The 21,365-nt window shown below is 66.1% G+C and carries 21 protein-coding genes; 13 read left to right on the top strand and 8 right to left on the bottom strand.

From position 1 onward, the window contains the following. A partial coding sequence (locus tag AB0L58_RS10840) for an alpha/beta fold hydrolase (protein WP_364384460.1) occupies window positions 1-597 on the bottom strand: 597 nt, incomplete at its 3' end. 125 nt (window positions 598-722) lie between these two features. Between AB0L58_RS10840 and AB0L58_RS10835 the strand changes: the two genes are divergently transcribed. Then, window positions 723-1,664, top strand: a complete 942-nt coding sequence (locus AB0L58_RS10835; RefSeq protein WP_364384457.1) for an ATP-binding cassette domain-containing protein — start codon at window positions 723-725, stop codon at window positions 1,662-1,664. Further along, the gene (locus tag AB0L58_RS10830; RefSeq protein ID WP_364384454.1) at window positions 1,661-2,410 is read left to right on the top strand and encodes an ABC transporter permease; all 750 of its coding nucleotides are present in this window, start codon (window positions 1,661-1,663) and stop codon (window positions 2,408-2,410) included. The genes AB0L58_RS10835 and AB0L58_RS10830 overlap by 4 nt, the downstream gene beginning before the upstream one ends. Here the strand turns inward: AB0L58_RS10830 and AB0L58_RS10825 are convergent. Next, window positions 2,394-5,543 (bottom strand): BTAD domain-containing putative transcriptional regulator, encoded by a 3,150-nt coding sequence (locus AB0L58_RS10825; protein WP_364384451.1) that lies wholly within the window; start codon window positions 5,541-5,543, stop codon window positions 2,394-2,396. The genes AB0L58_RS10830 and AB0L58_RS10825 overlap by 17 nt on opposite strands. A gap of 178 nt (window positions 5,544-5,721) precedes the next feature. On the opposite strand from AB0L58_RS10825, the gene AB0L58_RS10820 reads away from it, so the two are divergent. From AB0L58_RS10820 to AB0L58_RS10810, 3 genes are all read left to right on the top strand, one after another. After that, complete coding sequence (locus AB0L58_RS10820; RefSeq protein ID WP_364384448.1) at window positions 5,722-6,948, top strand: cytochrome P450; 1,227 nt, start codon at window positions 5,722-5,724, stop codon at window positions 6,946-6,948. A 32-nt stretch (window positions 6,949-6,980) separates the two neighbouring features. After that, complete coding sequence (locus AB0L58_RS10815; protein ID WP_364384445.1) at window positions 6,981-7,172, top strand: ferredoxin; 192 nt, start codon at window positions 6,981-6,983, stop codon at window positions 7,170-7,172. A gap of 224 nt (window positions 7,173-7,396) precedes the next feature. Beyond that, entirely contained in the window at window positions 7,397-7,606 is a 210-nt protein-coding gene (locus AB0L58_RS10810; RefSeq protein ID WP_364384442.1) for a hypothetical protein, read from the top strand. Between the two features lie 323 nt (window positions 7,607-7,929). On the opposite strand, the gene AB0L58_RS10805 is transcribed toward AB0L58_RS10810, so the two are convergent. The 3 genes from AB0L58_RS10805 to AB0L58_RS10795 all read right to left on the bottom strand — a co-directional run bounded on the left by AB0L58_RS10805 (window position 7,930) and on the right by AB0L58_RS10795 (window position 10,577). Then, a complete protein-coding gene (locus AB0L58_RS10805) occupies window positions 7,930-8,553 on the bottom strand; it encodes an antibiotic biosynthesis monooxygenase (protein WP_364384440.1) in 624 nt (207 codons plus the stop codon). Window positions 8,554-8,716: 163 nt separating this feature from the next. Then, window positions 8,717-9,520, bottom strand: coding sequence for an SDR family oxidoreductase (locus tag AB0L58_RS10800; RefSeq protein WP_364384437.1), 804 nt, complete (start codon window positions 9,518-9,520; stop codon window positions 8,717-8,719). 160 nt (window positions 9,521-9,680) lie between these two features. Continuing rightward, complete coding sequence (locus tag AB0L58_RS10795; protein ID WP_364384434.1) at window positions 9,681-10,577, bottom strand: alpha/beta hydrolase; 897 nt, start codon at window positions 10,575-10,577, stop codon at window positions 9,681-9,683. Between the two features lie 116 nt (window positions 10,578-10,693). On the opposite strand from AB0L58_RS10795, the gene AB0L58_RS10790 reads away from it, so the two are divergent. From AB0L58_RS10790 to AB0L58_RS10780, 3 genes are all read left to right on the top strand, one after another. Continuing rightward, window positions 10,694-11,134, top strand: a complete 441-nt coding sequence (locus AB0L58_RS10790) for a universal stress protein (protein ID WP_364384431.1) — start codon at window positions 10,694-10,696, stop codon at window positions 11,132-11,134. A 24-nt stretch (window positions 11,135-11,158) separates the two neighbouring features. Beyond that, window positions 11,159-12,085, top strand: a complete 927-nt coding sequence (locus AB0L58_RS10785) for a cyclase family protein (protein ID WP_364384429.1) — start codon at window positions 11,159-11,161, stop codon at window positions 12,083-12,085. 87 nt (window positions 12,086-12,172) lie between these two features. Then, complete coding sequence (locus tag AB0L58_RS10780; RefSeq protein WP_364384426.1) at window positions 12,173-13,024, top strand: GNAT family N-acetyltransferase; 852 nt, start codon at window positions 12,173-12,175, stop codon at window positions 13,022-13,024. Here AB0L58_RS10780 and AB0L58_RS10775 read toward each other — a convergent pair. Further along, window positions 13,021-14,271 (bottom strand): KasA/KasB family beta-ketoacyl-ACP synthase, encoded by a 1,251-nt coding sequence (locus AB0L58_RS10775; protein WP_364384423.1) that lies wholly within the window; start codon window positions 14,269-14,271, stop codon window positions 13,021-13,023. The genes AB0L58_RS10780 and AB0L58_RS10775 overlap by 4 nt on opposite strands. Window positions 14,272-14,726: 455 nt before the next feature. Between AB0L58_RS10775 and AB0L58_RS10770 the strand changes: the two genes are divergently transcribed. After that, window positions 14,727-15,401, top strand: a complete 675-nt coding sequence (locus tag AB0L58_RS10770) for a hypothetical protein (RefSeq protein WP_364384420.1) — start codon at window positions 14,727-14,729, stop codon at window positions 15,399-15,401. Window positions 15,402-15,432: 31 nt separating this feature from the next. Here the strand turns inward: AB0L58_RS10770 and AB0L58_RS10765 are convergent, their stop codons facing one another. Together AB0L58_RS10765 and AB0L58_RS10760 are read right to left on the bottom strand one after the other, a co-directional pair. Beyond that, on the bottom strand, window positions 15,433-16,155 hold the full coding sequence (locus AB0L58_RS10765) for a uracil-DNA glycosylase (RefSeq protein WP_364384417.1): 723 nt from the start codon (window positions 16,153-16,155) through the stop codon (window positions 15,433-15,435). Between the two features lie 19 nt (window positions 16,156-16,174). Continuing rightward, the gene (locus tag AB0L58_RS10760) at window positions 16,175-17,083 is read right to left on the bottom strand and encodes a M20/M25/M40 family metallo-hydrolase (protein ID WP_364384414.1); all 909 of its coding nucleotides are present in this window, start codon (window positions 17,081-17,083) and stop codon (window positions 16,175-16,177) included. A 237-nt stretch (window positions 17,084-17,320) separates the two neighbouring features. Between AB0L58_RS10760 and AB0L58_RS10755 the strand changes: the two genes are divergently transcribed. The 4 genes from AB0L58_RS10755 (at window position 17,321) to AB0L58_RS10740 (ending at window position 21,359) form a co-directional block, all read left to right on the top strand. Then, the gene (locus AB0L58_RS10755) at window positions 17,321-17,764 is read left to right on the top strand and encodes a GyrI-like domain-containing protein (protein WP_364384411.1); all 444 of its coding nucleotides are present in this window, start codon (window positions 17,321-17,323) and stop codon (window positions 17,762-17,764) included. Further along, window positions 17,761-18,195, top strand: coding sequence for an effector binding domain-containing protein (locus tag AB0L58_RS10750; protein ID WP_364384408.1), 435 nt, complete (start codon window positions 17,761-17,763; stop codon window positions 18,193-18,195). The genes AB0L58_RS10755 and AB0L58_RS10750 overlap by 4 nt, the downstream gene beginning before the upstream one ends. 255 nt (window positions 18,196-18,450) lie before the next feature. Next, complete coding sequence (locus tag AB0L58_RS10745; RefSeq protein WP_364384406.1) at window positions 18,451-19,215, top strand: hypothetical protein; 765 nt, start codon at window positions 18,451-18,453, stop codon at window positions 19,213-19,215. Further along, window positions 19,212-21,359 carry an Rv1355c family protein gene (locus AB0L58_RS10740; RefSeq protein WP_364384403.1) on the top strand — a complete coding sequence of 716 codons (2,148 nt, stop codon included), beginning with the start codon at window positions 19,212-19,214 and terminating at the stop codon, window positions 21,357-21,359. Before AB0L58_RS10745 ends, AB0L58_RS10740 begins: the two co-directional genes overlap by 4 nt. Window positions 21,360-21,365: the final 6 nt, after the last annotated feature.

Here is a 21,365-nt window from a genome sequence, read left to right as displayed (position 1 = left end):
GGTGATCTCGTCCAGCACCGGGCCCAGGTCGGCCTCGCGGGAGACCTTGCCGAGTTCGATATTGCATTCGGCCTGCTGCGCGGCGGACATGCGCGGGGTCAGGCCCGTCGGACGCAGCAGCGGGGTGACCCAGCTCAGCCGCTTGAACAGCTTGCGGATCCGCGCTTCCATGGCCTCGTCGAGCCAGTCGTAGGGTTCGGCGCCCTCGACCAGGACCGCACCCAGGGCACGCTCGGGGTTGCGGCTGGCCCAGTGCGCGGCGACGAACGCCCCGTAGGACCAGCCCACCACCAGCGCCCGCCCCACACCGCGGGCCGCGAGAACGGCATCGACATCACGCACGCACGCTTCGAAGGAATAGTCGGCCGAGGTCTTGGATTTCTTGCCGCGGGCCCGCTCGTCGTAGGTGATGTGGCGGAACCCGGGACCGAGGTCGGCCAGGACCCGCCGCCAGTACCCCTGCGTGGCGAACTGGCCATTGCAGTAGATCACCGGGATACCGCAACCGCCGGTGTCGGTCACGGCCAGGGCCGTATCGTCGACGGCCACCATGCCGGTCCAGCTCGAGTCGGTCGAGGAGGTGCTGTTCTTCGTCATGCCGACAACTCTCGGTGTCTGGCCTGACACCACCCTGACGCCAGGCTGACACGGGCACGGCCGGGCAGCACACCGTGTCAGTGCTGTGACAGGTGGGTGTCAGGCCAGGCACCGATGGTGCTCGCATGAGTAATTCAGCGATCGCGGTGTCAGGGCTGCGAAAGACATATGGGGACAAGGTCGTGCTCGACGGCATCGATCTGGATGTCCGTGCGGGAACGATTTTTTCCCTGCTCGGTCCGAATGGAGCCGGTAAGACGACGACGGTGAATGTGCTGAGCACATTGATAAAAGCCGACAGCGGGTCGGTACGTGTGGCCGGCCATGATGTCGCGAGCGAGGCCAAGGCGGTGCGCGCGGCGATCGGGGTCACCGGCCAGTTCGCGGCGGTGGACGAACTGCTGACAGGGCAGGAGAACCTGCAGCTCATGGTGGATCTCAATGGAGTCTCCGCCAAAGACGGCAAGCGGACCGTAGCAGAGCTGCTGGAACGCTTCGATCTGGTGGAGGCGGCGAAGAAACCCGCGTCGACCTACTCCGGCGGTATGCGCCGGAAGCTCGACCTCGCGATGACGCTCGTCGGCAACCCACAGATCATCTTCCTGGACGAGCCGACCACCGGTCTGGACCCGCGCAGCCGCCGCACGATGTGGTCGATCATCCGTGACCTGGTGGCCGACGGCGTGACCATCTTCCTCACCACCCAGTACCTCGAGGAAGCCGACCAGCTCGCCGACCGGATCGCGGTGCTCGACCAGGGCCGCCTGGTCGCCCAGGGCACGCCCGACGACCTCAAGCGCCAGATCCCCGGCACACACGTCCGGCTCCGGTTCGCCGACGTCTCCCAGCTCGACGCGGCTGCGCGTGTCTTCGCCGACTCCACACCGGACCGTGAGGCACTGACCCTGCGGGTGCCCGGCGATGGCGGGACGAATTCACTCCGGGCTCTGCTGGACCGGCTCGATGAGTACGCGCTCAGCGCCGAAGAGTTCTCCGTACACACACCCGACCTCGACGATGTTTTCCTCGCCCTGACGGGCCACGCCACGGAGGTGGAAGCGAAATGAGCACCAAATCCCATTCGATGGTGATGTTGCGCCGCAACTTCAAGCACATCGCCCGCAATCCGACCTCGGTGTTCAACGCGGTCCTGATGCCGATCATCATCATGTTGATGTTCGTGTACATGTTCGGCGACGCATTCGATGTCGGTGTCGACTACATCGACTACGCGACGCCGGGACTGATCCTGCTGGCGGTCTGTTACGGGCTGGGGGCCACCGCGACGTCGGTGAACTCCGATATGACGAAGGGCATCATCAACAGGTTCAAGGTCATGGACGTGTCCCGTGGCGCGGTGTTGAGCGGTCATGTCATTGCCACTGTGCTGACCAATCTGATCGCCATCGCGGCTCTCATCGGGGTGGCCTTCCTGCTGGGATTCAGTCCGTCGGCGAGTTTCCTCGACTGGCTCGGCGTGGTGGGCGTCGTCGTGCTGCTCGGTTTCGCGGCCAGCTGGCTCACGGTCGCCTTGGGATTGGCGGCGAAGTCTCCGGAAACGGCGGGTCTGGCCTCCGTGCCGCTGGTCATGCTGCCGTTCTTCAGCAGCGCCATCGTGCCTGCCGAAAAGATGGGACCAGGACTGCGGCAGTTCGCGGAGTACCAGCCCTTCACGCCGATCATCGAAACCCTGCGCGGATTGCTCAACGGCGCACCGCACATCGGCGATGCGGTCGCCGCCATCGCCTGGTGCGCCGGCATCGCCCTCGTCGGGTTCCTGTGGGCGCGTTCCACATTCAGCAAGCGAGCGTAACCGCGACCAATTCGTGCCAGCTCGCCTGCGCCCCCTCCTGAGTCGCCTCGGTGAACCGCGGGTCACCGAGGCGACTTCGGGTGGCCTGCTCGATCCTGGCCACATCCGGTTGGGAACGATCCGACAGACCGCGCACGCTGGTGCTCGCCGCGAGCAGCCGCGCGGCTTGCTCGTACTGTTCCGCACGCAGCGCCAGATCCGCGATCCCGACGAGCACCTGGGCGATCTGGGGTGCGTGCCCTGCCTCGGACGCCGCCTGGCAGGCCGCTACGCGGTGTTCGCGGGCCTCGTCGAGATCTTCCGTGAGGTAGCCGAGCAGGTCATGTATCACCGCGCGGATGTTCGGCTGCTCGGCGTCATCGCCCAGCATCGCTGTCGCGACGTCGAGTTGCCGGTGTGCCTGCTCGGCGTTACCGCTCCAGCGCGCGAGTTCCGCCTGCGACAGCGCCAGCTCGGCAAGTACATTCGGCCAGGAGACTCGTTCCGCGAAGCGCTGTGCCTCGGCCATAGCGGCCGCGCTCGACTCCGCATCGCCAGACAGCCAGTAGAACTGGGACTGCCGCGACCGCATCTGCACCACATCCTCCAGGGCACCGACCTCGGTGACGACCGCGATCGCCTGTTCGTAGTGCTCACACGCACCGGTGAACTCGCCGCGCGTGGCGATTCGATTCGCCAGCTGGGTCAGGGCGAACGAAATCCCCCACCGTTCGCCGAGCGCGCGAAACTCGGTGACCGCCGTTTCGAGATATGTGTCCGCTTCCCGGCCGTGGTAGCCGAGCTCGATCCGCATCTTGCCGAGGTGCATCCCGGCTAGGGCGCGCACCCAGGGGTCCTCGTCGACCAGCAGTGATTCCCACGCGGGCAGGAAGGCATCCGGCGCTTGCAACATGCGTTCCAGTGGGGCGGCGAACTTCAGCGCCGGGTGTGGGCTCTGAATACGCTGGCTGATTTCGTACGCCTTGTGTATCCAGTCCTGCGCCTGGTACTGGTCACTCTGCCGCCCGGACGTCACGAACTGTACGGCCAACCCGTACACCACACCCCGGATCTCGTCGGCCACCTCGCCGGGCAGGGCAGTGGCCGCCATGAGCAGCTCATTGCCCTCCGCCTTGTGCCCGCCGAGCCACCAGTACCAGCCGGCGGCCGCGGCGAGCCGCATCGCACCGTCCGCCTCGCCGGCCGCGAGCGCACCGCGCATCGCGGCAGCGATATTGTCGTGTTCGGCCTCGAGCGTGGCGAGCCATTCCAATTGCTCGGCGCGGCGCAGATATGGATCCGCGGTTTCGGCGAGCTCGGTGAAATACGCGAGGTGGGCGCGGCGTGCCGGATCCGATTCTCCCGCCTCCGCGAGACGCTGCTCGGCGTACTCCTTGATCGTGCCCAGCATCCGGTAGCGCGGCGCCCCCTCGTCCTCGATGACCACAAGCGATTTCTCGGTCAGCGCGGTCAACAACTCGAGCACCTCCCATGTCTCGACCGCATTGTCCCCCGTGCCCGCGCAGACCCGTTCGGCCGCTTCCTGGCTCGCACCACCGGAGAACACCGAGAGCCTGCGCAGCACCTTCCGTTCGGCGTCGGTGAGCAGCTCCCAGCTCCAGTCGATCACCGCGCGCAGCGTCCGGTGCCGCGGCAACGCGGTGCGGCTGCCGCCGGTCAGCAGGCGGAACCGGTCGTCGAGGCGATTGGCGAGCTGATCGAGGGACATGGTGCGCAATCTGGCCGCGGCGAGTTCGATTGCCAGAGGCATCCCGTCCAGCGCCCGGCAGACGCGCGCCAAAGTCGCTGATGTGGGGGCGTCGGTCGTGAGATCCTTGCGCACCGCGCCGGCTCGGTCCCGCAGCAGCCGGACGGCCGGCGAGGACTCGATCTCGCCGGGGTCGGCATCCCCCTTCGGCAAGGCCAGCGGTACGACCGGCCACAGCGCCTCGCCGGTGATGCCGAGGGGTTCCCTGCTCGTCGCGAGGATCCGCAGTCGCCGACACTCGCCGAGCACTCGATGCGCGAATGTCGCCGCGGACTCGATCACGTGCTCGCAGTTGTCCAGAATCAGCAACATCGCCCGCTCGCGGACCGCGGCGATGACCCGATCCGTAGGCTCCGTGTCCGGCGCCTCGCCGAGTAGCGCATCCCGCAGTTTGAGCGCGGCGAGCGTCGCCTGTGCCACGTCACCGTCGGCGCCGATCGCCGCGAGTTCGATCAGCCAGGCCCCGTCCGGCAGGTCGCCGAGCATCGTGCGCGCGGTTTCCGTGGCCAGTCTGGTCTTCCCCGAGCCGCCCGGCCCGATCAGGGTGGTGAGCCGATGTTCGGCATTGAGTTCGCGGACCGCGGCGATATCGGAGTCCTTGCCCACGAAGCTGGTCAGCTCGGCACGCAAGTTGGTCTTGCGGTTCTCCTCCCGCCGTCCCAACTCACCCCGCAACAGCGCGAGGTGCAACGCGGACAACTCCGGTGCGGGGTCGACGCCGAGCTCGTCGGCCAGGGTTTCCCTCGTGCGCTCGTACACGCGCAGCGCATCGGTGTCGCGACCGGTAGCGACGAGGGCCCGCATCAACGCGGCGACCAACCGCTCTCGCACCGGATGCGCGGCCACCACATCGGTCAGTTCCGTGACCAGCTCGGCACCGTGGCCGAGGCTGATCTCCGCATCGAACCGATCCTCCATGGCGGTCAGGCGTAGCCCTTCGAGCCGGGTGACCGCCGCGTCGAACGCCGCACTCTCCTGCAGACCGACGTCCTGCATGGCCGCACCGCGCCACAATGCGAGGGCATCACGCAACCGCTGTACCCCTCGTTGATCCTCGTCATTGTGGGCTTGGGTGACGAGGCGTTCGAACCGCACGGCGTCGACGGCGTCGGGTTCCACCCGCAACCGATATCCGTCCGTCTGCCCCTCGACGACTCCGTCCGGCAGCACCTTCCGCAGCCGGGAAACCAACCGCTGCAAGGCATTCGCCGCGTCGGACGGCGGGTGTTCACCCCAGATCCAGTCGATGAGCGTTGCCTTCGGGACCGCGTGACCTGGTTCGAGTGCGAGGGCGATCAACAGCCCGCGCAGCCGCGCGCCCGGCACGTCGGCGAAAGCACCGTCGTCCGCGCGTATCTCGAATGGCCCAAGTATCCCGATCTGCACCCGGCCGATCTTGCCACGGGCAATCTGCCGACGCGGCGCCGAAAGTTGCCGCGGTACCGGCTCGTGGGCTGGTTCGAGCAGGTGACCGATTGTTCGTCGCTGGTGTCAGCGCCGTGACAGTCGTATGTCAGGTCTGGCGGTGATCGTGGTCGCAACAACCGCCACGAAAGGAAATCCGATGAGCCAGACCGCTTCCACCCCGCGCGGCCTCCCCTTGACGCGCGATGCGGGTCCCTTCGACCCACCCCGTGACCTCACCCGGCTGCGCGAGACCCGCCCGGTCAGTCCCATGGTCTTCCCCGACGGTCACGAGGGTTGGCTCGTCACCGGCTACGACGCGGTTCGAAAGCTGATGGCCGACACCCGGTTCAGCTCTCGCCAGGACATCGGCATCGTGCACGCGGCATACGAAACCCCCGGCATGCCCGTCCCTACCGAACCTTCCCCGCAGGTGCCGGGTTTGTTCATCGCCATGGACCCGCCGGAGCACACCCGGCTGCGGCGCAAGCTCACCGGCGCGTTCACCGTCCGACGCATGAAGCAGCTCGAAGAGCACATCATCGACATAGCCGAGCGGCAACTGGATGCGATGGCGCGCCTGACCCCGCCGGTCGACCTGGTCAAGGAATTCGCGTTGCCGGTGCCCTCGCTGGTGATCTGCGAATTGCTCGGTGTCCCATACACCGACCGCGAGACCTTCCAGGTCAATTCCGCCCAGTTCCTGGTCAGGGACCAGTCGCTGGAGGAGAAGATGGCCGCGTACGGCGCGATGACCGCCTACCTGGCCGAACTGGTCACGGGCAAACGCGCCGAACCCGGCGACGACCTGCTGTCCGACCTCGCCCGCGATGCCGACCTCAGCATCGAGGAGCTGGTAGGCATCGCCTTCCTGTTGCTGCTCGCGGGTCACGAGACCACCGCCAACATGCTGGCCTTGGGCACCTTCGCGCTCCTGGAGCATCCGGAGCAGCTGGCCGAACTCCGCGCCGACGTGGACCTGGTCCCCGATGCCGTCGAGGAACTCATGCGCTACTTGTCCGTCGCCGACATCTTCTATCGCTACGCCACGGAGGACATCGAACTCGGCGGTGAAACGATCGGTAAGGGTTCGACCGTCGTCGTCTCGCTGCTGGCCGCCAACCGCGACCCCCAGCGTTTCGACGATCCCGACGCCCTGGATATCCACCGCAAGGCCCGCGGTCACTTGTCCTTCGGCCACGGCGTCCACCAATGCCTCGGCCAGCAGCTGGCCCGCATCGAGATGCGCGCCGGTTTCGCCGGACTGCTGCGCCGCTTCCCGACTCTCGAGCTCGCCATCCCCGCGGGCGAGGTGAAACTCAGGACCGACATGAATATCTATGGTGTCCACGAACTGCAGGTCACCTGGACGGAAACGGCCCGGTAGCAGGCCGAATGTTGCGAAAGGAGGTGACGGAAGTGCGTATCACCGTGGATCGGGAGCGCTGTATCGGCGCGGGCATGTGCGCCCTCATCGCGGCGGAGGTCTTCGATCAGGACGAGGACGACGGCAGGGTGCGGTTGCTCGACCCGAGACCACCGCGCGGCCACGACGCGGTGCGGGAGGCGGTGGAGGCTTGCCCGTCCGGGGCACTGGGGCTTCGCATGTGATCGGACCTGTTGTGCCGGATCATGTTCCGTGATTTCGGTCCGTGCGCCGGCGTGCGGTGCGGTCGGGTAGCGAGTCCACCACGAACAGGCGCGAAGATGTCACGGAGTGTGGTGCGACGGGATAGCATCGGGCAATTCCCGCGCTGTCGAGGGCCGCGACCGCCGGGACGACGCACCTGGGGTGGGTGCACGACCACGCGATGTCCACAGATCGGTCTCAATCGATGTACGAAGATCCCGACCTCGCCCAAGCGCAGGTCTTCTTGGAGTTGCTGGCGAATCAGGCCGAAGTGCTGAGCCGGGAGCTCGGATTCGCCAACCGCCTCGCTCCGACGTCCCGTGAGGAAATGGTGGGCGAGTTGCGCGCCATACAGCGCTACATCGACCGCATCCACCGCCGGTTCCCGCAAACTTGCGGACGCCTGACGACCTGACAAAGCACCGCTATTCCTCGGACCGGTCGTCAGGATTTTCGATCCTCGGTCGGTGGATGGTGCTGTGCCCATTCGGCCCAGTCGCCGAGTGCGTCGGTCAGGCGGATGCCTGCTTCGGCGGCAATGCGGATCGATTGGGTTTGCGGGCCGGTGCCGTAATCGCCGCGGTCCTTGGCCGCGGCGATTCCGCGGTGCGGCGATCAATCAGGCAAAGTGCACAAGCGCGACCTCCGTGCGCTGTACAGAGCTCGAGCCCTGGATAACGGCGGACCGACGGGACCGGCTCCCGACCGAGCCGCCGGTCGGGAGCCGGTCCGTGCGATCTACACCAATTCGGGGACGCGGAGATGAGCGATGGCCAACTCGAACTCGCAGATGTCGACCACCTCCATACCGGCTTGACGGGTGATCCGTTCGCGCATGGCGGTTGCTTCTTCGCGGTTGCGCTCCATGGCTTCGGCGGTGTCGAAGGTGACACAGGAGACCCCACGGCCGGATGCGCGGTCGACCAGGAGGCTCGCGCTGCAGAATCCCTCGAGGGTTTCCATGTTCGGTAGGGCTTGGGATTTGTAGGTCTCGATGGTGGCGTCCTGGCGGTTCGGGTCGGTCTTCATCCAGACCGCGCGGGCGCAGGCACCCTCTTGCGAGCGGTGGTCACGATGTAGGACGGCGATATCCCATTGCTCGACCTGGGTGCGGCCGCCGCCGAATACTTGGGCCGCACGATCTCGAATGGGGCGAACCCGATCCATGCTGTCGCGCATCGCCTTCTCGGTTTCCCATGAGGTTGTGATGATGCACCGGCCGGACTGGCGATCTGCCAGCAACGATAGTCCGACACAGCCGGGTATGTCTTCCACAGCCGGCATTACCTCATCGCGTACGTGCGCAATCCCGGCGTCGATTGCGGAGGGTTGCGCCTGAATAGTGGTAGAACGTGCGTACACGAGCCACTCCCTCGGTGTTCAGGGCAGCGCCCCGGTGGCGCCACCGGTATGTTCACACTGCTCCGCCGCGGCGCACATGGCAATAGGCGCTCAGCACACTCTGCGCAACGCATGTTCCGGCCCGGAGGCTACCGTTGTGGCTGCTGGACCGAGCCGCCGGCGATCATCGGGACAGTCCGTAGGCCCTGGCAATGACCTTCTCCATGACCGTGCGCGGCAACAGGCGACGCAGCGCGAACATGGCGGGTGCATTGCTGCCGACCGCATACAGCGGCCGCGGCCGCCTGGCCTCGACGGCTGTGACGATGGTCGCGGCAACCCGTTGTGGCGTAATGCCTTTCGCCTGCTGCTGATCGAGCGCGGTCATGAATTGGGTGAAATCCGCTGTGTGTGGCGAGTTCTCGTCGATGTACTTGGTGCGTCGCTCACGCAGTCCGGTATCGATCTGGCCCGGTTCGACGGTGCTGATCCACACGCCGAACGGCGACTCCTCGAATCGAGCCGCCGTGGCGAATCCCCGCACCGCCGCTTTGGTTGCGACATAAGAGGACCGGTACGGCATCGGAAAGCTGGCGAGCATGGAGCCGACCATGACCACCCGCCCATAACCACGGCTTCGCATGCCGGGTAACACCGCCTGGGCGAGCGTGACCGGTCCGAGCACATTGAGCTGGAACAGCCGCTCGACCGCCGCGGTCGGCAGCTCGGCCAGCGGTCCGGCCTGGCTTTCGCCCGCATTGTTGATCAGTATGTCGATACCGTCGAGCCCGTCGACGAATTCGCGGATCGACTCGGCATCGGTCAGATCGAGCGCGCGATAGTCGACACCGCCGACTCGATCGGCGGCCGAGATCGACTCCGGGTTCCGGCTGGTCCCGATCACTTGGATACCGCGCGCGACCAAGGCCGCCGCCGTTGCCTTTCCGATGCCCGACGACGCGCCGGTCACGACTGCCAGTCGGGTCATGACCGCGCCTCGCCAGCGCTCGGCACGGCCCTCGTCGAGGGCGCGGTGCTGTTGATTCGCTCGCTCATGTGTTCTCCTTCGCTATTCGCGCCCAGCATCGAATACCTCGGCGGCCAACGCATTATCCAGTCGTGGTCGCGAAAGCCCACGGTGTCGCGGGTTATTTGGTGTCCGCCGCCAGTTCGACCAGGCGGGCGCGGACGAGTTCCGGACGTTCGTCGACGACGAAATGCCCACAGCCGGTTACCGGTTCGAAGGTGTAGTCGTCGGCACGGGCGGTTTCGGCGGCGGCGAGTGAGCGATGGACGGCGGGGTCTTCCACACCGAATAGGGCGCGGATCGGGATGGTGGCGCGGCGGCGCTCCGGATGGCGTGCGGTATCCGGGATTTCGCGCAGCCAGAAGGTGCGGTAGGTGTCGGTGGCGGCGCGGGCACAGACCGGATCGCGGAAGCGGTCGGCGAAGATGCGGATCACCTCGGGGGAGACCTTGCTGCGGTCGGTGATCGCCCCGCTGATGACCAATTCGAGGAATCGGGTGCGCTGTTGCAGCGGTACGCCCACGGTGGCGACCAGCGGCTGGTAGGTGAGGAAGCGCCAGATCTGGCGCATGACCGTCGTGGGCGGTACCCACGGATGGGCCATATTCAGCACCAGGTAGCCATCGAAGCGGTCGGGTTCGCGCAGCACCATGCGATAGCCGATATATCCGCCCCAGTCGTGGCCGACGAGCAGCACCCGGTCCAGGCCGAGCGCATCGAGGAGCGCGAATACATCGGAGGCGACCTCCTCCTTCGACCACCGGTGCGGCGCCGGACCCGACCAGCCGTATCCGGGCAGGTCGGGGGCGATGATCCGGAGCCCTTCCGGTGGGTCGGCGAGTAGATCCCGGTAGGCGTAATGGTGCTGCGGCCACCCGTGCAGCAGCACGACCGGGCGAGCGTCCTCCGCTCCGGATTCGGTGACGTGGAACCGGACATCGCGGGCTGTCACGAACGACCGGCGCACACCGGGTATGGCTGGCGGTTCGGTGGCAGCGGTACCGTCGGTAACAGGCATACGCCCACGATAGTTCGCAGACCGTCTGCCGAACCTCATTCTCGGGTCGGATTCGCACGACCGTCTGTGGTCGGAGTCGCTGGACCGCGCTCCGGGCCGAGGATCACACTGGAGGTGTGTTCCAGCGGATCGTGGTGGGATACGACGACTCACCCGGCGCCAAGGAAGCGCTGCGGATGGCGCTCGAATTGGCCGCCGCGAACAAGTCCGTGCTCACGGTGGTCGCCGTGGAGGAGCATCGCCCGCATTACGGGCCGGTGATCGGGGAGATCGAGGAGGAACGCTCGGTCGAGGAGGTGGCCAGCCGGCGCTGGCTCGCTGCCGCCGCCGAGGCGGCCGCCGCACGCGGCATAGCCATCCAGGTCGAAATCCGTGCCGGGCACCCCGCGCAGCAACTCGCCGTCGCCGCCACCCACCATGAGGCGGATCTGCTGATCCTCGGCCGCAGCGGCCATTCGGCGATCTGGGGTCGATTCATCGGCGCCACCGCAGAGAAGGCCGCCCGGCACGCCGACTGCTCGGTCCTCATCGCCCAGGACGACCACGCGCACAAGTGAATCGGCGCGAGGTACATTGCCGCCATGGTGTTGCCTCCGGAACTGCTCGATATCGCCGAGCGCGTAAATAACTGGGGGCGTTGGGGCGACGATGACGAGATCGGCACACTCAACCTGATCACCGACGACGTCGTCCGGAATGCGGCGGCGACCGTGCGCACCGGTCGACGCGTGCCGCTGGCGGTTCCCCTGCGGCAGAATGGAATACAGACCGGACTGGTACCCGGCCGAGTCGATCCGTTGCATTCGATGATCGCGTTGAACCGGGAAATGTTCGGGCCGGGATCGGTGGCAACCAGTGACGACGCGGTGACCATGGGTCTGCAGGCCGGTACGCATTGGGATGCGCTGACGCATGTTTCGCACTCGGGCCGGATCTACAACGGGCGTCCGGCCGACACCATCACGGTGCACGGTGGGGCTGCCTTCAGCGGCATCGATAAGGCCCGGCATATTGTCTCGCGCGGCGTCCTGCTCGATATCGCCGCGGCCCGCGGCGTAGATCGCCTACCCGGCGACCATGCCGTCACACCCGAGGATCTACAGACCGCCGAGGAGCTGGCGCGCACGCGGGTGCGGGCCGGTGATGTGGTGCTGGTGCGGACCGGTCAGATGCAGCTGTACCTGGCGGGCGATCGACACGGCTATGCCGTTCCCTCGCCCGGCCTCTCGACCCGCTGCCCGGAGTGGTTCCATGCCCGCGATGTCGCGGCCGTCGCCAACGACACCCTGACCTTCGAGATCTTCCCGCCCGAGATCGAGGGCGGGTGGCTGGCGGTGCATGCGCTGCATCTGGTCGAAATGGGCATGTTGCAGGGGCAGAACTGGAATCTGGAGGAGCTGTCGCGGATCTGTGCGGCGGACGGACGCTACGAATTCCTGCTCAGTGCCATGCCTGAACCGTTCGTCGGTGCGACCGGAACCCCGGTCGCACCGGTCGCGATCTTCTGACCGGACAAGCCGAAACCCTCGACACGCCGAACGCGCTCGGCGGTAAACCAGGTGAATCCGGCGCTACCGACAAGGTAGGAATGCCTCATGCCGACTGAATTCGCCTCGGGTTTGTTCGCCGGACCGGACCTAGCCGCGCGGGTCGAGCACGCCGAACGCACGCTTATCGAGGAAGGCGCTCGCGCGGCCGCGCGCCGGGAACCACAGCAGCGGGTCCTGGTGCGGCCCATCGGCAGTGGCCTCGCGGTGTGGGCGGGCCCGGGTTCACCGCTCGACAAGGTGGTCGGCGTCGGCATGAACGGCGATGCCTTCGATGACGCCGAGCTGGACGCCGTCGAACAGGCCTTCGCCGAGCGCGAAGCGCCGATCCAGTTCGAGATCTCCACACTGGCCGATCCCGCCGTCGTCGAACGTCTGACGCGGCGCGGCTATGTGCTTTTCGGATTCGAGAATGTGCTGGGCCTGCGGCTCGAGCCGGGGCGGCCGGCGCGGTCGGCCGAGGGCATCGAGATCCGCGATGTCGGGCACGACGATTTCGAGACCTGGGTGAATGTCGTCGTCGACGGCTTCGCCGCTCCCGACACCCAGGGCGTCGCCTCGCATGAGGAATTCCCGCGCGAGGCCATCGAAACGGCCGAGCGGGACCTCACCGCGACGAGCGGTTTCGTCGGCTCGCTCGCCCTGATCGACGATCAGCCGGTCGGCGGCGCGAGCCTGCGTCTCAGTGACGGCGTCGCCCAATTATGTGGTGCGGCAACCCTTCCCGCATTCCGCCGCCGCGGCGTGCAGGGCGCATTGCTGTCGATGCGCCTCGCCGCCGCGGCGGCCGCGGGTTGTGACCTCGCGGTGGTTACCACACTGCCGGGTTCGAAGTCGCAGCAGAACGTCCAGAAGCTCGGCTTCCAGCTGCTCTACCCGCGCGCCATTCTCGTTCGCTAGTACCGGCCGAAGGCGAGCGCGACGTTGTGCCCGCCGAAACCGAACGAGTTTTTGATCGCGTACTCGATCTCCTGGTTGCGCGCCTCGCCGTGCACCACATCCAGATCGATCTCCGGATCCTGGTTGTCCAGGTTCAGTGTCGGCGGCACGATGCCGTCGCGGATGCTGAGCACGGTCAGAATCGATTCCAGTGCGCCCACCGCGCCGATCGAATGTCCCAGTGCGGATTTCGGCGCATAGACCGAGGCGTGGTTGCCGACGGCCTTGTTGATCGCGTTCGCCTCGGCGGTATCGCCGATCGGGGTGGCGGTCGCGTGCGCGTTGATGTGGGTGATGTCCTTCGGGGTCAGACCTGCGAACTGCATGGCCTTGGTCATCGCGCGGGCGGCGCCGTCGCCAGTGGGGTCGGGTGCGACCAGATGATAACCGTCGGAGGTGATGCCGGCGCCGAGCAGGCGCGCGTGGATCGTCGCGCCACGGGCCTTGGCGTGCTCCTCGGTCTCGATGACCATCAGGGCACCGGCCTCGCCGAAGACGAAACCGTCGCGATCGGAGTCGAACGGACGCGAGGCGCCCTTCGGGTTGTCATTGCGGGTGCTCATCGCGCGCATCATGGTGAATGCCGCGATCGGCACCGCGTCGATGGCCCCCTCCACGCCACCGGTGACGACCATATCGGCGTCACCCATGACGATCATTCGCCATGCGTTGGCGATGGCCTCGGAGCCCGATGAGCACGCCGAGACCGGTGTGACCACTCCTGCCTTGGCCTGCAATTCGAGACCGACCACAGCCGACGGACCATTCGGCATGACCATCTGCACAGCCAGCGGCGAAACCTTGCGATAGCCACCGCTGTTCAGCTTGTCGATCGAGTCGATGAGCGCATCACCGCCACCGATTCCGGTGCCGATCGCCACCCCCAGACGCTCCGGGTCGACCTCCGGGCTGCCCGCATTGCGCCACACCTCGCGTCCGAGGACCATCGCGAGCTGTTCGACATAGGCCATCCGGCGCTGTTCGACCCGCGTCAGCAGGGTCTCGGGCCGAACCTTCAGGTGACCACCGATGCGAACCGGGAGGTCGTACTCCTCGACGAACGAATCCTCGAGAATGTCGATTCCGCTTTCGCCATTGAGCAGTCCCTTCCAGGTCGCGTCGACATCACCCGCGATCGAGGTGGTCGCCGCGAGACTCGTCACGACGACGTTCGGGAATCGCCCACTTGCGGCAAAGAGGTTTCGCACGAGAATCGCTCCTGATTTCTCTTCCGGTAACGCGGTTTTCGGTGTCCCGGTGAATGCCTTATCTGAACTGGACAGGCGTTCGACCGGACTACGGCGGCCGGACATCGTTATTGTGCGGCAGCGTCGCAGGCGTTCTACTGTGCCGCCGAATGCACCGAAATGCATTGCTGAACAGGTATTTCCGCTGGACATCGTTTCCGGAAGAGCATACCGGCGCGGATTGATCATGGTATGCCCGTCGTTACGAACCTTCGGCCCGGCGGTTGTGGGAAACCTCCAAAGTCGCCGGAACCGCGCGCGTGGGCGGGCGGTTCGGGCGTAGTGTGCTGGTCCGCTGACCGGTTCTCTCCGGTCCATTCGGTCGCCATTGCCGATGCGGATATGCAATCTTGTTATTGCACAACGGCATTGAATAGGGTCGCCCCAGCGGCACGGTGAAGGGGTGTGGCGAGATCATGGTGTCGTCGAACACAGCCGGTTCCGGCGGCAATACCGCCTCCCCGCACGTCGGTGGGCGCGGGGGTCGCTCGGCCGATCCGGTGTGGCCGGGCATGCTCCCGCCGGGACGCGCACCCCATGTCCTCCCGCCGACGCGCCCACATCGCCGCGAGCGGCGTCCGCGGCGTCGACCCTGGCTGGTCGGCAGTGCCGCGTTCTTCGGGACACTGGCGGCGGTGGCATTGGTACTCGTGTACACGGCCGAGGCGAGCAACACCCGGCAGTCGACGGCCACGATCACCGATCCGGTACTCGGCGGCGGACCGAACTGCGAGCCGACGCGCACCGATCAGCTGGTACGCGGCAACGGAACCGGGTCGACCAAATCCGGGCCGGAGGTGATCCTGGCCTTCCAATACGCCTATTACGTGACCCGCTCGGGTTCGGACGCTCGCGCGCTGACCGCACCGGATGCGGCGGTGTCCTCGGTCGCGCTGATCGATGCGGGCATCACATCGATTCCGCTCGGCACCCAGCACTGCGTCATGATCACCCCGATGCTCGACGGTCGCTTCGACGCCGTCATCACGGAGTTCCGAACAGATGCCACAGTGCGCACCTATCGACAGTTCGTCACCGTCGCGCCCCACGAGGGCATCACCGTCATTACCAAGATCACCGCGCCTTCCTGATAGTCGTAGCCGAGCGGGTGCGGCGAACCCATCAGCTCCGACCGCCGGGAAGCCCCGCGGCGGTCGCCGCGGCAGTCAGCACCGCTTCGAGCATTTCCGGCGTGAGCCGACCGGTGAAGGTGTTCTGCTGACTGACGTGGTAGCAGCCGAACAGGTGCAGCGGTGCGCGATCACCAGCCGTCGGCGCCAGCACGACATGGGCGCCGTGCCCGAATTCGGGACGCGGTCGCGGCACGGTCCAGCCTGATGCGGCGAGCACCGGAAGCAGCGCCCGCCAGCCGAACGCACCGAGCGCGACCACCGCGCGCAATGTCGGTGTGAGCAGCTCCAATTCGGTTTTCAGCCAATGACTGCAGGTGTCGCGCTCGCCGGGCGTCGGCTTATTGTCGGGCGGCGCGCAATGCACCGGCGCGGTCACGCGCGCGCCGATCAGCCGCAGTCCGTCGTCGCGGTGCACCGCGGTCGGTTGATTGGCCAGCCCGACGTGGTACATGGCGGCATAGAGGAAGTCCCCACTGCGGTCGCCGGTGAACATTCGCCCGGTCCGATTGCCGCCGTGGGCAGCGGGCGCGAGCCCGACGACCAGCAGCCGTGCGTCATCGGGGCCGTATCCGGGAACCGCCCTGCCCCAGTAGGTTTCGTCACGGTACGCGGCGCGCTTCTCCCTGGCCGCCCGCTCCCGCCAGGCCACCAGCCGCGGGCAGTCGAAGCAATCCGCGACCGCGGCATCGAGTTCGGCGATGGTTTCGCACACGATCACATGGTGCCGCAGGTCACTTCGGCACCAGCAAGCCACTCAGGTGGTCATACGCGACATGCGCGTGCAACCGCACACCGGTGAGCAGCGGTCCGTCGTCGGCACAGAAGTGCGGATTGTGGTTCATCGCCATACCTCGGCCACCCGGAATCGGCACCGGCATACCGGTTTTCGGATCCACTCCGGAATCCTGCACGCCCAGGGTCACATACCGGCCACCGAACTTGTCGACGAGTTCGGAGACGTCGTCATAGCCCAGGGTCGGGATCGTCGGGATGACTTTATCGGCACCGGCGACACGCTGGAATGTCGGCAGTGCCGCGGTGATCCACTCCTCGGTGTTGTGCACGGCGGGCACGTCCTGCCGGTATTCGGCTGTCGCCGAACAGTTGTAGGCCTGCGCCGGCGCGCCCTCGGCCAACATCTGCTTCGCGCCACCCTCTTCCCCGACCGGGGGTCCTTCCTCGGCGGGCTGGAAGACGAAGAGCGCCGTCCCCGGCAGCTGGTCGCGCACGCCGGTCGGCACCGAGGCCGCGCCGATCAGCATCGCGGTATGGCAGTCGTGGCCACAGGCATGCGAGACCGGGAACGGTCCGCCGGGATAGTCGTTGTCCACGACCTTCGATGCGAAATCGACACCGGACAGGTCGCGCACCGGCAGTGCGTCGATATCGGCGCGCAATGCGATCATCCGGTCGCCGCCCATACCGCCGCGCAGGACGGCGGCGATGCCGTGTCCGGCGATGCCGGTGCGCACCTCGTCCAGATTCAGTGAGCGCAGATGATCGGTGATGAAGGCGGCGGTATTCGACTCGCGGTTGGACAGCTCGGGATGGCGGTGCAGCTGGTGTCGCCACTGGACGACCTGATCGGCCACTTGTGTGGCGCCGCTGTCCAATTCGGCATAGATCGCGGCTGCGGTCATCTGAACTCCGTTCGTTGTGTCGGGATGCCACACGATCGGCGATGGACGATGATGTCCACTATGCATCGATAGCCACCCGTTTGCGTACAGGTCGCACGACCAGTTCGAGGCGGCGGTGCGCCGTGCATAACGACCCGGACATGTGAGCCTGACCACGTGGGTGAGTTGATAGCATGGCCTTTCTGGCCGACCGGATGCGGGCAACGCCCCACGGATTCACCTCGAAAGAGTCTCTTGATGCAGTTTGAAATCGTCGAGCGAGACGAGACGTGGGTTGCCGGGCTCCCGGTGCGCAGCCCGAAACGTGCGCTCGGGGAACTGCGTGACCACGACCTGGAGGCCGCATGGGCTGCAGTGCTGCATCAGGAACTCGGCGGTCAGCTGGCCAGCGCCTACACCGACTACTCCGGTGAACTCGGCACCTACAACACCCAGATCGTCGGCTATGAGTGCGCGACCTTCGACGAGGTCACCCGCGGTCACCTGGTGGCGCGACTGCCGCGCGGCACCTACGCCAGATTCTCCTCGGTCGGTAACTTTCCGCAGGTGATGACCGACCTGTGGACGCAGATCGCCTACGCCGAGGAACACAACCAGATCAAACGCACCTATACCGGCGATTTCGAGTGTTATCCGCACGCCTACAAGATCGATCTCTACCTGGCGGTCGAGGCGCGATGACATACGCGATCGTGGTCCGCCGCGAGGCCATCTACGGCGGTCTGGTAGTGCCGCGGGTACGTCCGAGTTTCAAGGTCAGCAATAGCGACCTGATCGAATTCCTCAAGGATCGGCTGCGTGACCGCGCGGGCGATGATCAGCCGATGTACACGGTATACGTGCCGGATCCGGCCGGAAACTACAACGCGGTCGTATGTTTCGAGTACCCGGATCCGAGTGCCGTTCCGGTCGGTGACGTACTGGTCAAGGTGCCCAAGGGTGTCTACGCTCGGTTCGAGCCGAACGGGGATTACCACGATCCGGTCGAGGATGTGTGGGCCCAGGTCGATGATGCGACGGCCTCCGCCGAGATCACCCGCGCGTACCGGGAGGAGATCGAGATCTGGCGTGGGCCGGAGTCGGTCGAACTGTTCATCTCCATCCTGGTCTAGGTTGCCACGCATTAACTGCGTCAGTACCGACTGGTCTCCACATTCTGTTCGATGGCATGTTCGAGGGTTCTGACCTGCGATAATCCCACGTCGGATAGCTAGTTTTCGGAAGATTAACCACATATCTGGTTAAAAGTTGTCGTATGACGGATACTGCCCTAGGCAATCTCACCCGATCGGCGAGTCGTGTGACGACTCGGTCAGGCTGGCTCGATGACCGTGCGGATGTGCGGTAGCAAACGGAGTAGGAACACCATGACTGTCGAAACAATCGCAGTCGGCCAGGGCGGCACACGCGATGCCGAGGTGTTGCGCTTTCGCGACATGCATTCCGGATATGTCTTTCATGTCGCTACTCCGCGGGCGCATCCCGATCTGTGGCGCCGTTATCTGCGTGGTGCGCTGCAGGTTTACCGGCACTACGGCGTAGATCACGTATTGGAATACGACAGTGTTGTCGACGGCCGCTCGACTTCGTTGTTCTTCGCCGCCGTGGATCCGTCCGGTGCGGTCGTCGCGGGATTGCGGGCGCAGGGGCCCTATCGCGTGGCCGACGAAGTGCACGCACTGCGCGCCTGGGCCGGTCGGCCTGGTGCCGCCGAGTTGCGCGCGATGGTTGCCGATCGGATGCCGGATGGTGTGGTCGAGGTGAAGGCGGTCTGGGTGGCGCGAGCGGCCGAGCATCGCCCGGCACTCGCCGCCGCGGTCGCCCGCTGCGTCGTGCACGCTGCCCGGCTGCTCGATGCCCGGTTCGGTTTTGTCACGACTGCCACGCGAAATATCGGTCTGTACCGTTCCAGTGGTGGGTACGTCGCCGATCGGATACCGTCGGTGCCCTATCCGGATGACCGCTATCGGACCATTCCGATGTGGTGGGACGTTCGGACGTATCGGTCATTAGCCACAAAATTGCAGAGTTCGTTGACTGCGCTGGAGCATGCGGCGCTCGATGCCTGGCTTTCGCCGCATGGTCGAGCGCCCTCGGGTGGGCCTGGGATCGGAGGATTGGCGCAGGCATGAACGGTGACCTCACCGCGGACCACCGCCCGCTGATTCTCGACGAAAATGCCACATACGACGCACAGATCCTCGTGCAGCTACGGAAAGCGCCGTGGGTTCGCATTCTCGACCTGCGTGATGTACTGCGCGCCGAACTCGTCAAGGTGCGTCGGCCGCCGTCGGATCTCGGCGGGCCAGAAACGGACCGATGGGTCTATTACCCGTGGCGGCGCACGCTCGTCGGCTTGCCCGGGGAAAAGACGTTTCGGGCAATTCGCTTGGACCGCAACCAGAACAAGCTCACCCGCGCCGAACAGGAACGTTGCGCCGGTCTCGCGGTCGGGGTGGTCGGACAGAGCGTCGGGCACGCGGTCGCTTACACGTTGGCCCTGGAGGGCACCTGCGGCCAGCTGCGCCTGGCCGATTTCGACGATATCGAGCTGTCGAATCTGAATCGGGTGCCCGGTGGAATCTTCGATATCGGTGTGAACAAGTCCATCGTGACCGCGCGCCGGATCGCCGAACTCGATCCGTATCTGCCGGTCGAGGTCGTCACCGCCGGCATCGACGAGAACACCGTCGACACATTCCTGGATGGGTTGTCGCTGGTCGTCGAGGAATGCGACTTGCTGGATATCAAGTTCGCCGTCCGGGAAGGCGCACGTCGACACCGCATTCCGCTGGTGATGGATACCAGCGATCGCGGCCTGCTCGATGTCGAGCGCTATGACCTGGAGCCGGACCGCCCGCCGTTCCACGGGCTGCTCGGCGCGACCGTCGGCGCGGATCTGTGCGGGTTGTCCACCAAGGACAAGGCGCCGCACGTCATGCGGATTCTGGATCCGAAAGAACTCTCCGCCCGGATGGCGGCGAGTCTGGTCGAGATCGACGAAACCGTGACGACCTGGCCGCAACTCGGCGGTGACGTCCAACTGGGCGCGGCCATCGTCGCGGCGGCGGTGCGCCGGATCGGACTCGGACAGAAGCTCTCCTCGGGCCGGACCCGGTTCGATCTGGAGCGTGGTCTCGACGAGCTGGCCGAACCGGAGCCCGGATGCGAGAAGGTGTCCGACGAATTTCCGGTGCCTGAAGACGGTGTGCCGGATCCCGACGGATCTGCCGTCGAGCGGGTGCTCCAAGCCGCGCAGCGCGCGCCGTCGGGCGGCAATACCCAACCGTGGCACCTGCGGGTCGATGGCGATGAGCTACGCATCGATCTCGTCCGAACCCGCTCGTCGGCACTGGATATCGGCTATCGCGCCAGCGCGGTATCGATCGGCGCGGCGCTCTACAACGCTCGCGCCGCGGCCGCCGCGCACGGCATACTCGGCGCGCACGAGTTCATCGAGGACAGTTCCACCGCACTCGCCGCGGTGCTACATCTCGGCAACGGCACCGATCCCGTACTGGCCGGCGACTATTCGGACACGCTGACCCGCGCGACGAACCGACATCTCGGCACCGGCGTACCGCTGGCGGGTCATATCCTGCCCGCGCTGGCCGCGGCCGCCACCGAGGCGTCGGTCCATGCCATTACCGAACCCGATGAGCTCCGCGCCGCGGCCGCACTGCTCGGCGAATCCGATCGCATGCGCTATCTCACCCCGCGCCTGCATCAGGAAATGTTCGGCGAGCTGCGCTGGCCCGGTGAGGATTCGCGCACCGGAATCGATATCCGGAGTATGGAATTGGCCGCCGACGAACAGGCCAAACTCCGGATCGGCGAGCGCTCGGATGTCATGGATCGACTGCGCGAATGGTCCGGCGGGGCCGCGCTCGGCGAGTACAGCCGCGACCGCGTGCTGTCGAGTTCGGCGCTGCTGGCGATAACCTTTCCGCGTCGATCCGGAGCAGAGTCGGTATCACTTGCCGACTACGCGCGCGGTGGCGCGGCCGTGCAGCGGGTCTGGATGGAGGCGCAACGGCTCGGTCTTGCCGTGCAACCGGTCTCGCCGTTATTTCTTTACGCGCGGCACCCCGACGAGCTGAAAGGGATCTCCCCGGATTTCGCGGATACACTTACGTCACTTCAGGGCCGTTTCCTGGACCTGCTGGGAGTGCCTGAGCATGAGATCATGGCATTGGTGCTTCGCCTGAGCTATGCGGCAGCAGCCACGGTCCGCAGCAGGCGGCTTCCAGTGCCGGGCGCGGGCAACCGCAGCTAGCGCGAT

Origin of the sequence: Nocardia sp. NPDC052112 (assembly GCF_040680135.1) — a bacterium.
In the GTDB taxonomy this organism is placed as follows: Bacteria; Actinomycetota; Actinomycetes; order Mycobacteriales; family Mycobacteriaceae; genus Nocardia.
This window is presented reverse-complemented; position numbering and strand designations above follow the sequence as displayed.

What these genes read in the sequence shown, in the direction of transcription:
- AB0L58_RS10835 (WP_364384457.1), top strand. Translation starts at nt 723, where the DNA reads ATGAGTAATTCAGCGATCGCGGTGTCAGGGCTGCGAAAGACATATGGG.
- AB0L58_RS10830 (WP_364384454.1), top strand. Translation starts at nt 1,661, where the DNA reads ATGAGCACCAAATCCCATTCGATGGTGATGTTGCGCCGCAACTTCAAG.
- AB0L58_RS10820 (WP_364384448.1), top strand. Translation starts at nt 5,722, where the DNA reads ATGAGCCAGACCGCTTCCACCCCGCGCGGCCTCCCCTTGACGCGCGAT.
- AB0L58_RS10810 (WP_364384442.1), top strand. Translation starts at nt 7,397, where the DNA reads ATGTACGAAGATCCCGACCTCGCCCAAGCGCAGGTCTTCTTGGAGTTG.
- AB0L58_RS10800 (WP_364384437.1), bottom strand. Translation starts at nt 9,520, where the DNA reads ATGACCCGACTGGCAGTCGTGACCGGCGCGTCGTCGGGCATCGGAAAG.
- AB0L58_RS10795 (WP_364384434.1), bottom strand. Translation starts at nt 10,577, where the DNA reads ATGCCTGTTACCGACGGTACCGCTGCCACCGAACCGCCAGCCATACCC.
- AB0L58_RS10785 (WP_364384429.1), top strand. Translation starts at nt 11,159, where the DNA reads ATGGTGTTGCCTCCGGAACTGCTCGATATCGCCGAGCGCGTAAATAAC.
- AB0L58_RS10780 (WP_364384426.1), top strand. Translation starts at nt 12,173, where the DNA reads ATGCCGACTGAATTCGCCTCGGGTTTGTTCGCCGGACCGGACCTAGCC.
- AB0L58_RS10770 (WP_364384420.1), top strand. Translation starts at nt 14,727, where the DNA reads ATGGTGTCGTCGAACACAGCCGGTTCCGGCGGCAATACCGCCTCCCCG.
- AB0L58_RS10760 (WP_364384414.1), bottom strand. Translation starts at nt 17,083, where the DNA reads ATGACCGCAGCCGCGATCTATGCCGAATTGGACAGCGGCGCCACACAA.
- AB0L58_RS10755 (WP_364384411.1), top strand. Translation starts at nt 17,321, where the DNA reads ATGCAGTTTGAAATCGTCGAGCGAGACGAGACGTGGGTTGCCGGGCTC.
- AB0L58_RS10750 (WP_364384408.1), top strand. Translation starts at nt 17,761, where the DNA reads ATGACATACGCGATCGTGGTCCGCCGCGAGGCCATCTACGGCGGTCTG.
- AB0L58_RS10745 (WP_364384406.1), top strand. Translation starts at nt 18,451, where the DNA reads ATGACTGTCGAAACAATCGCAGTCGGCCAGGGCGGCACACGCGATGCC.
- AB0L58_RS10740 (WP_364384403.1), top strand. Translation starts at nt 19,212, where the DNA reads ATGAACGGTGACCTCACCGCGGACCACCGCCCGCTGATTCTCGACGAA.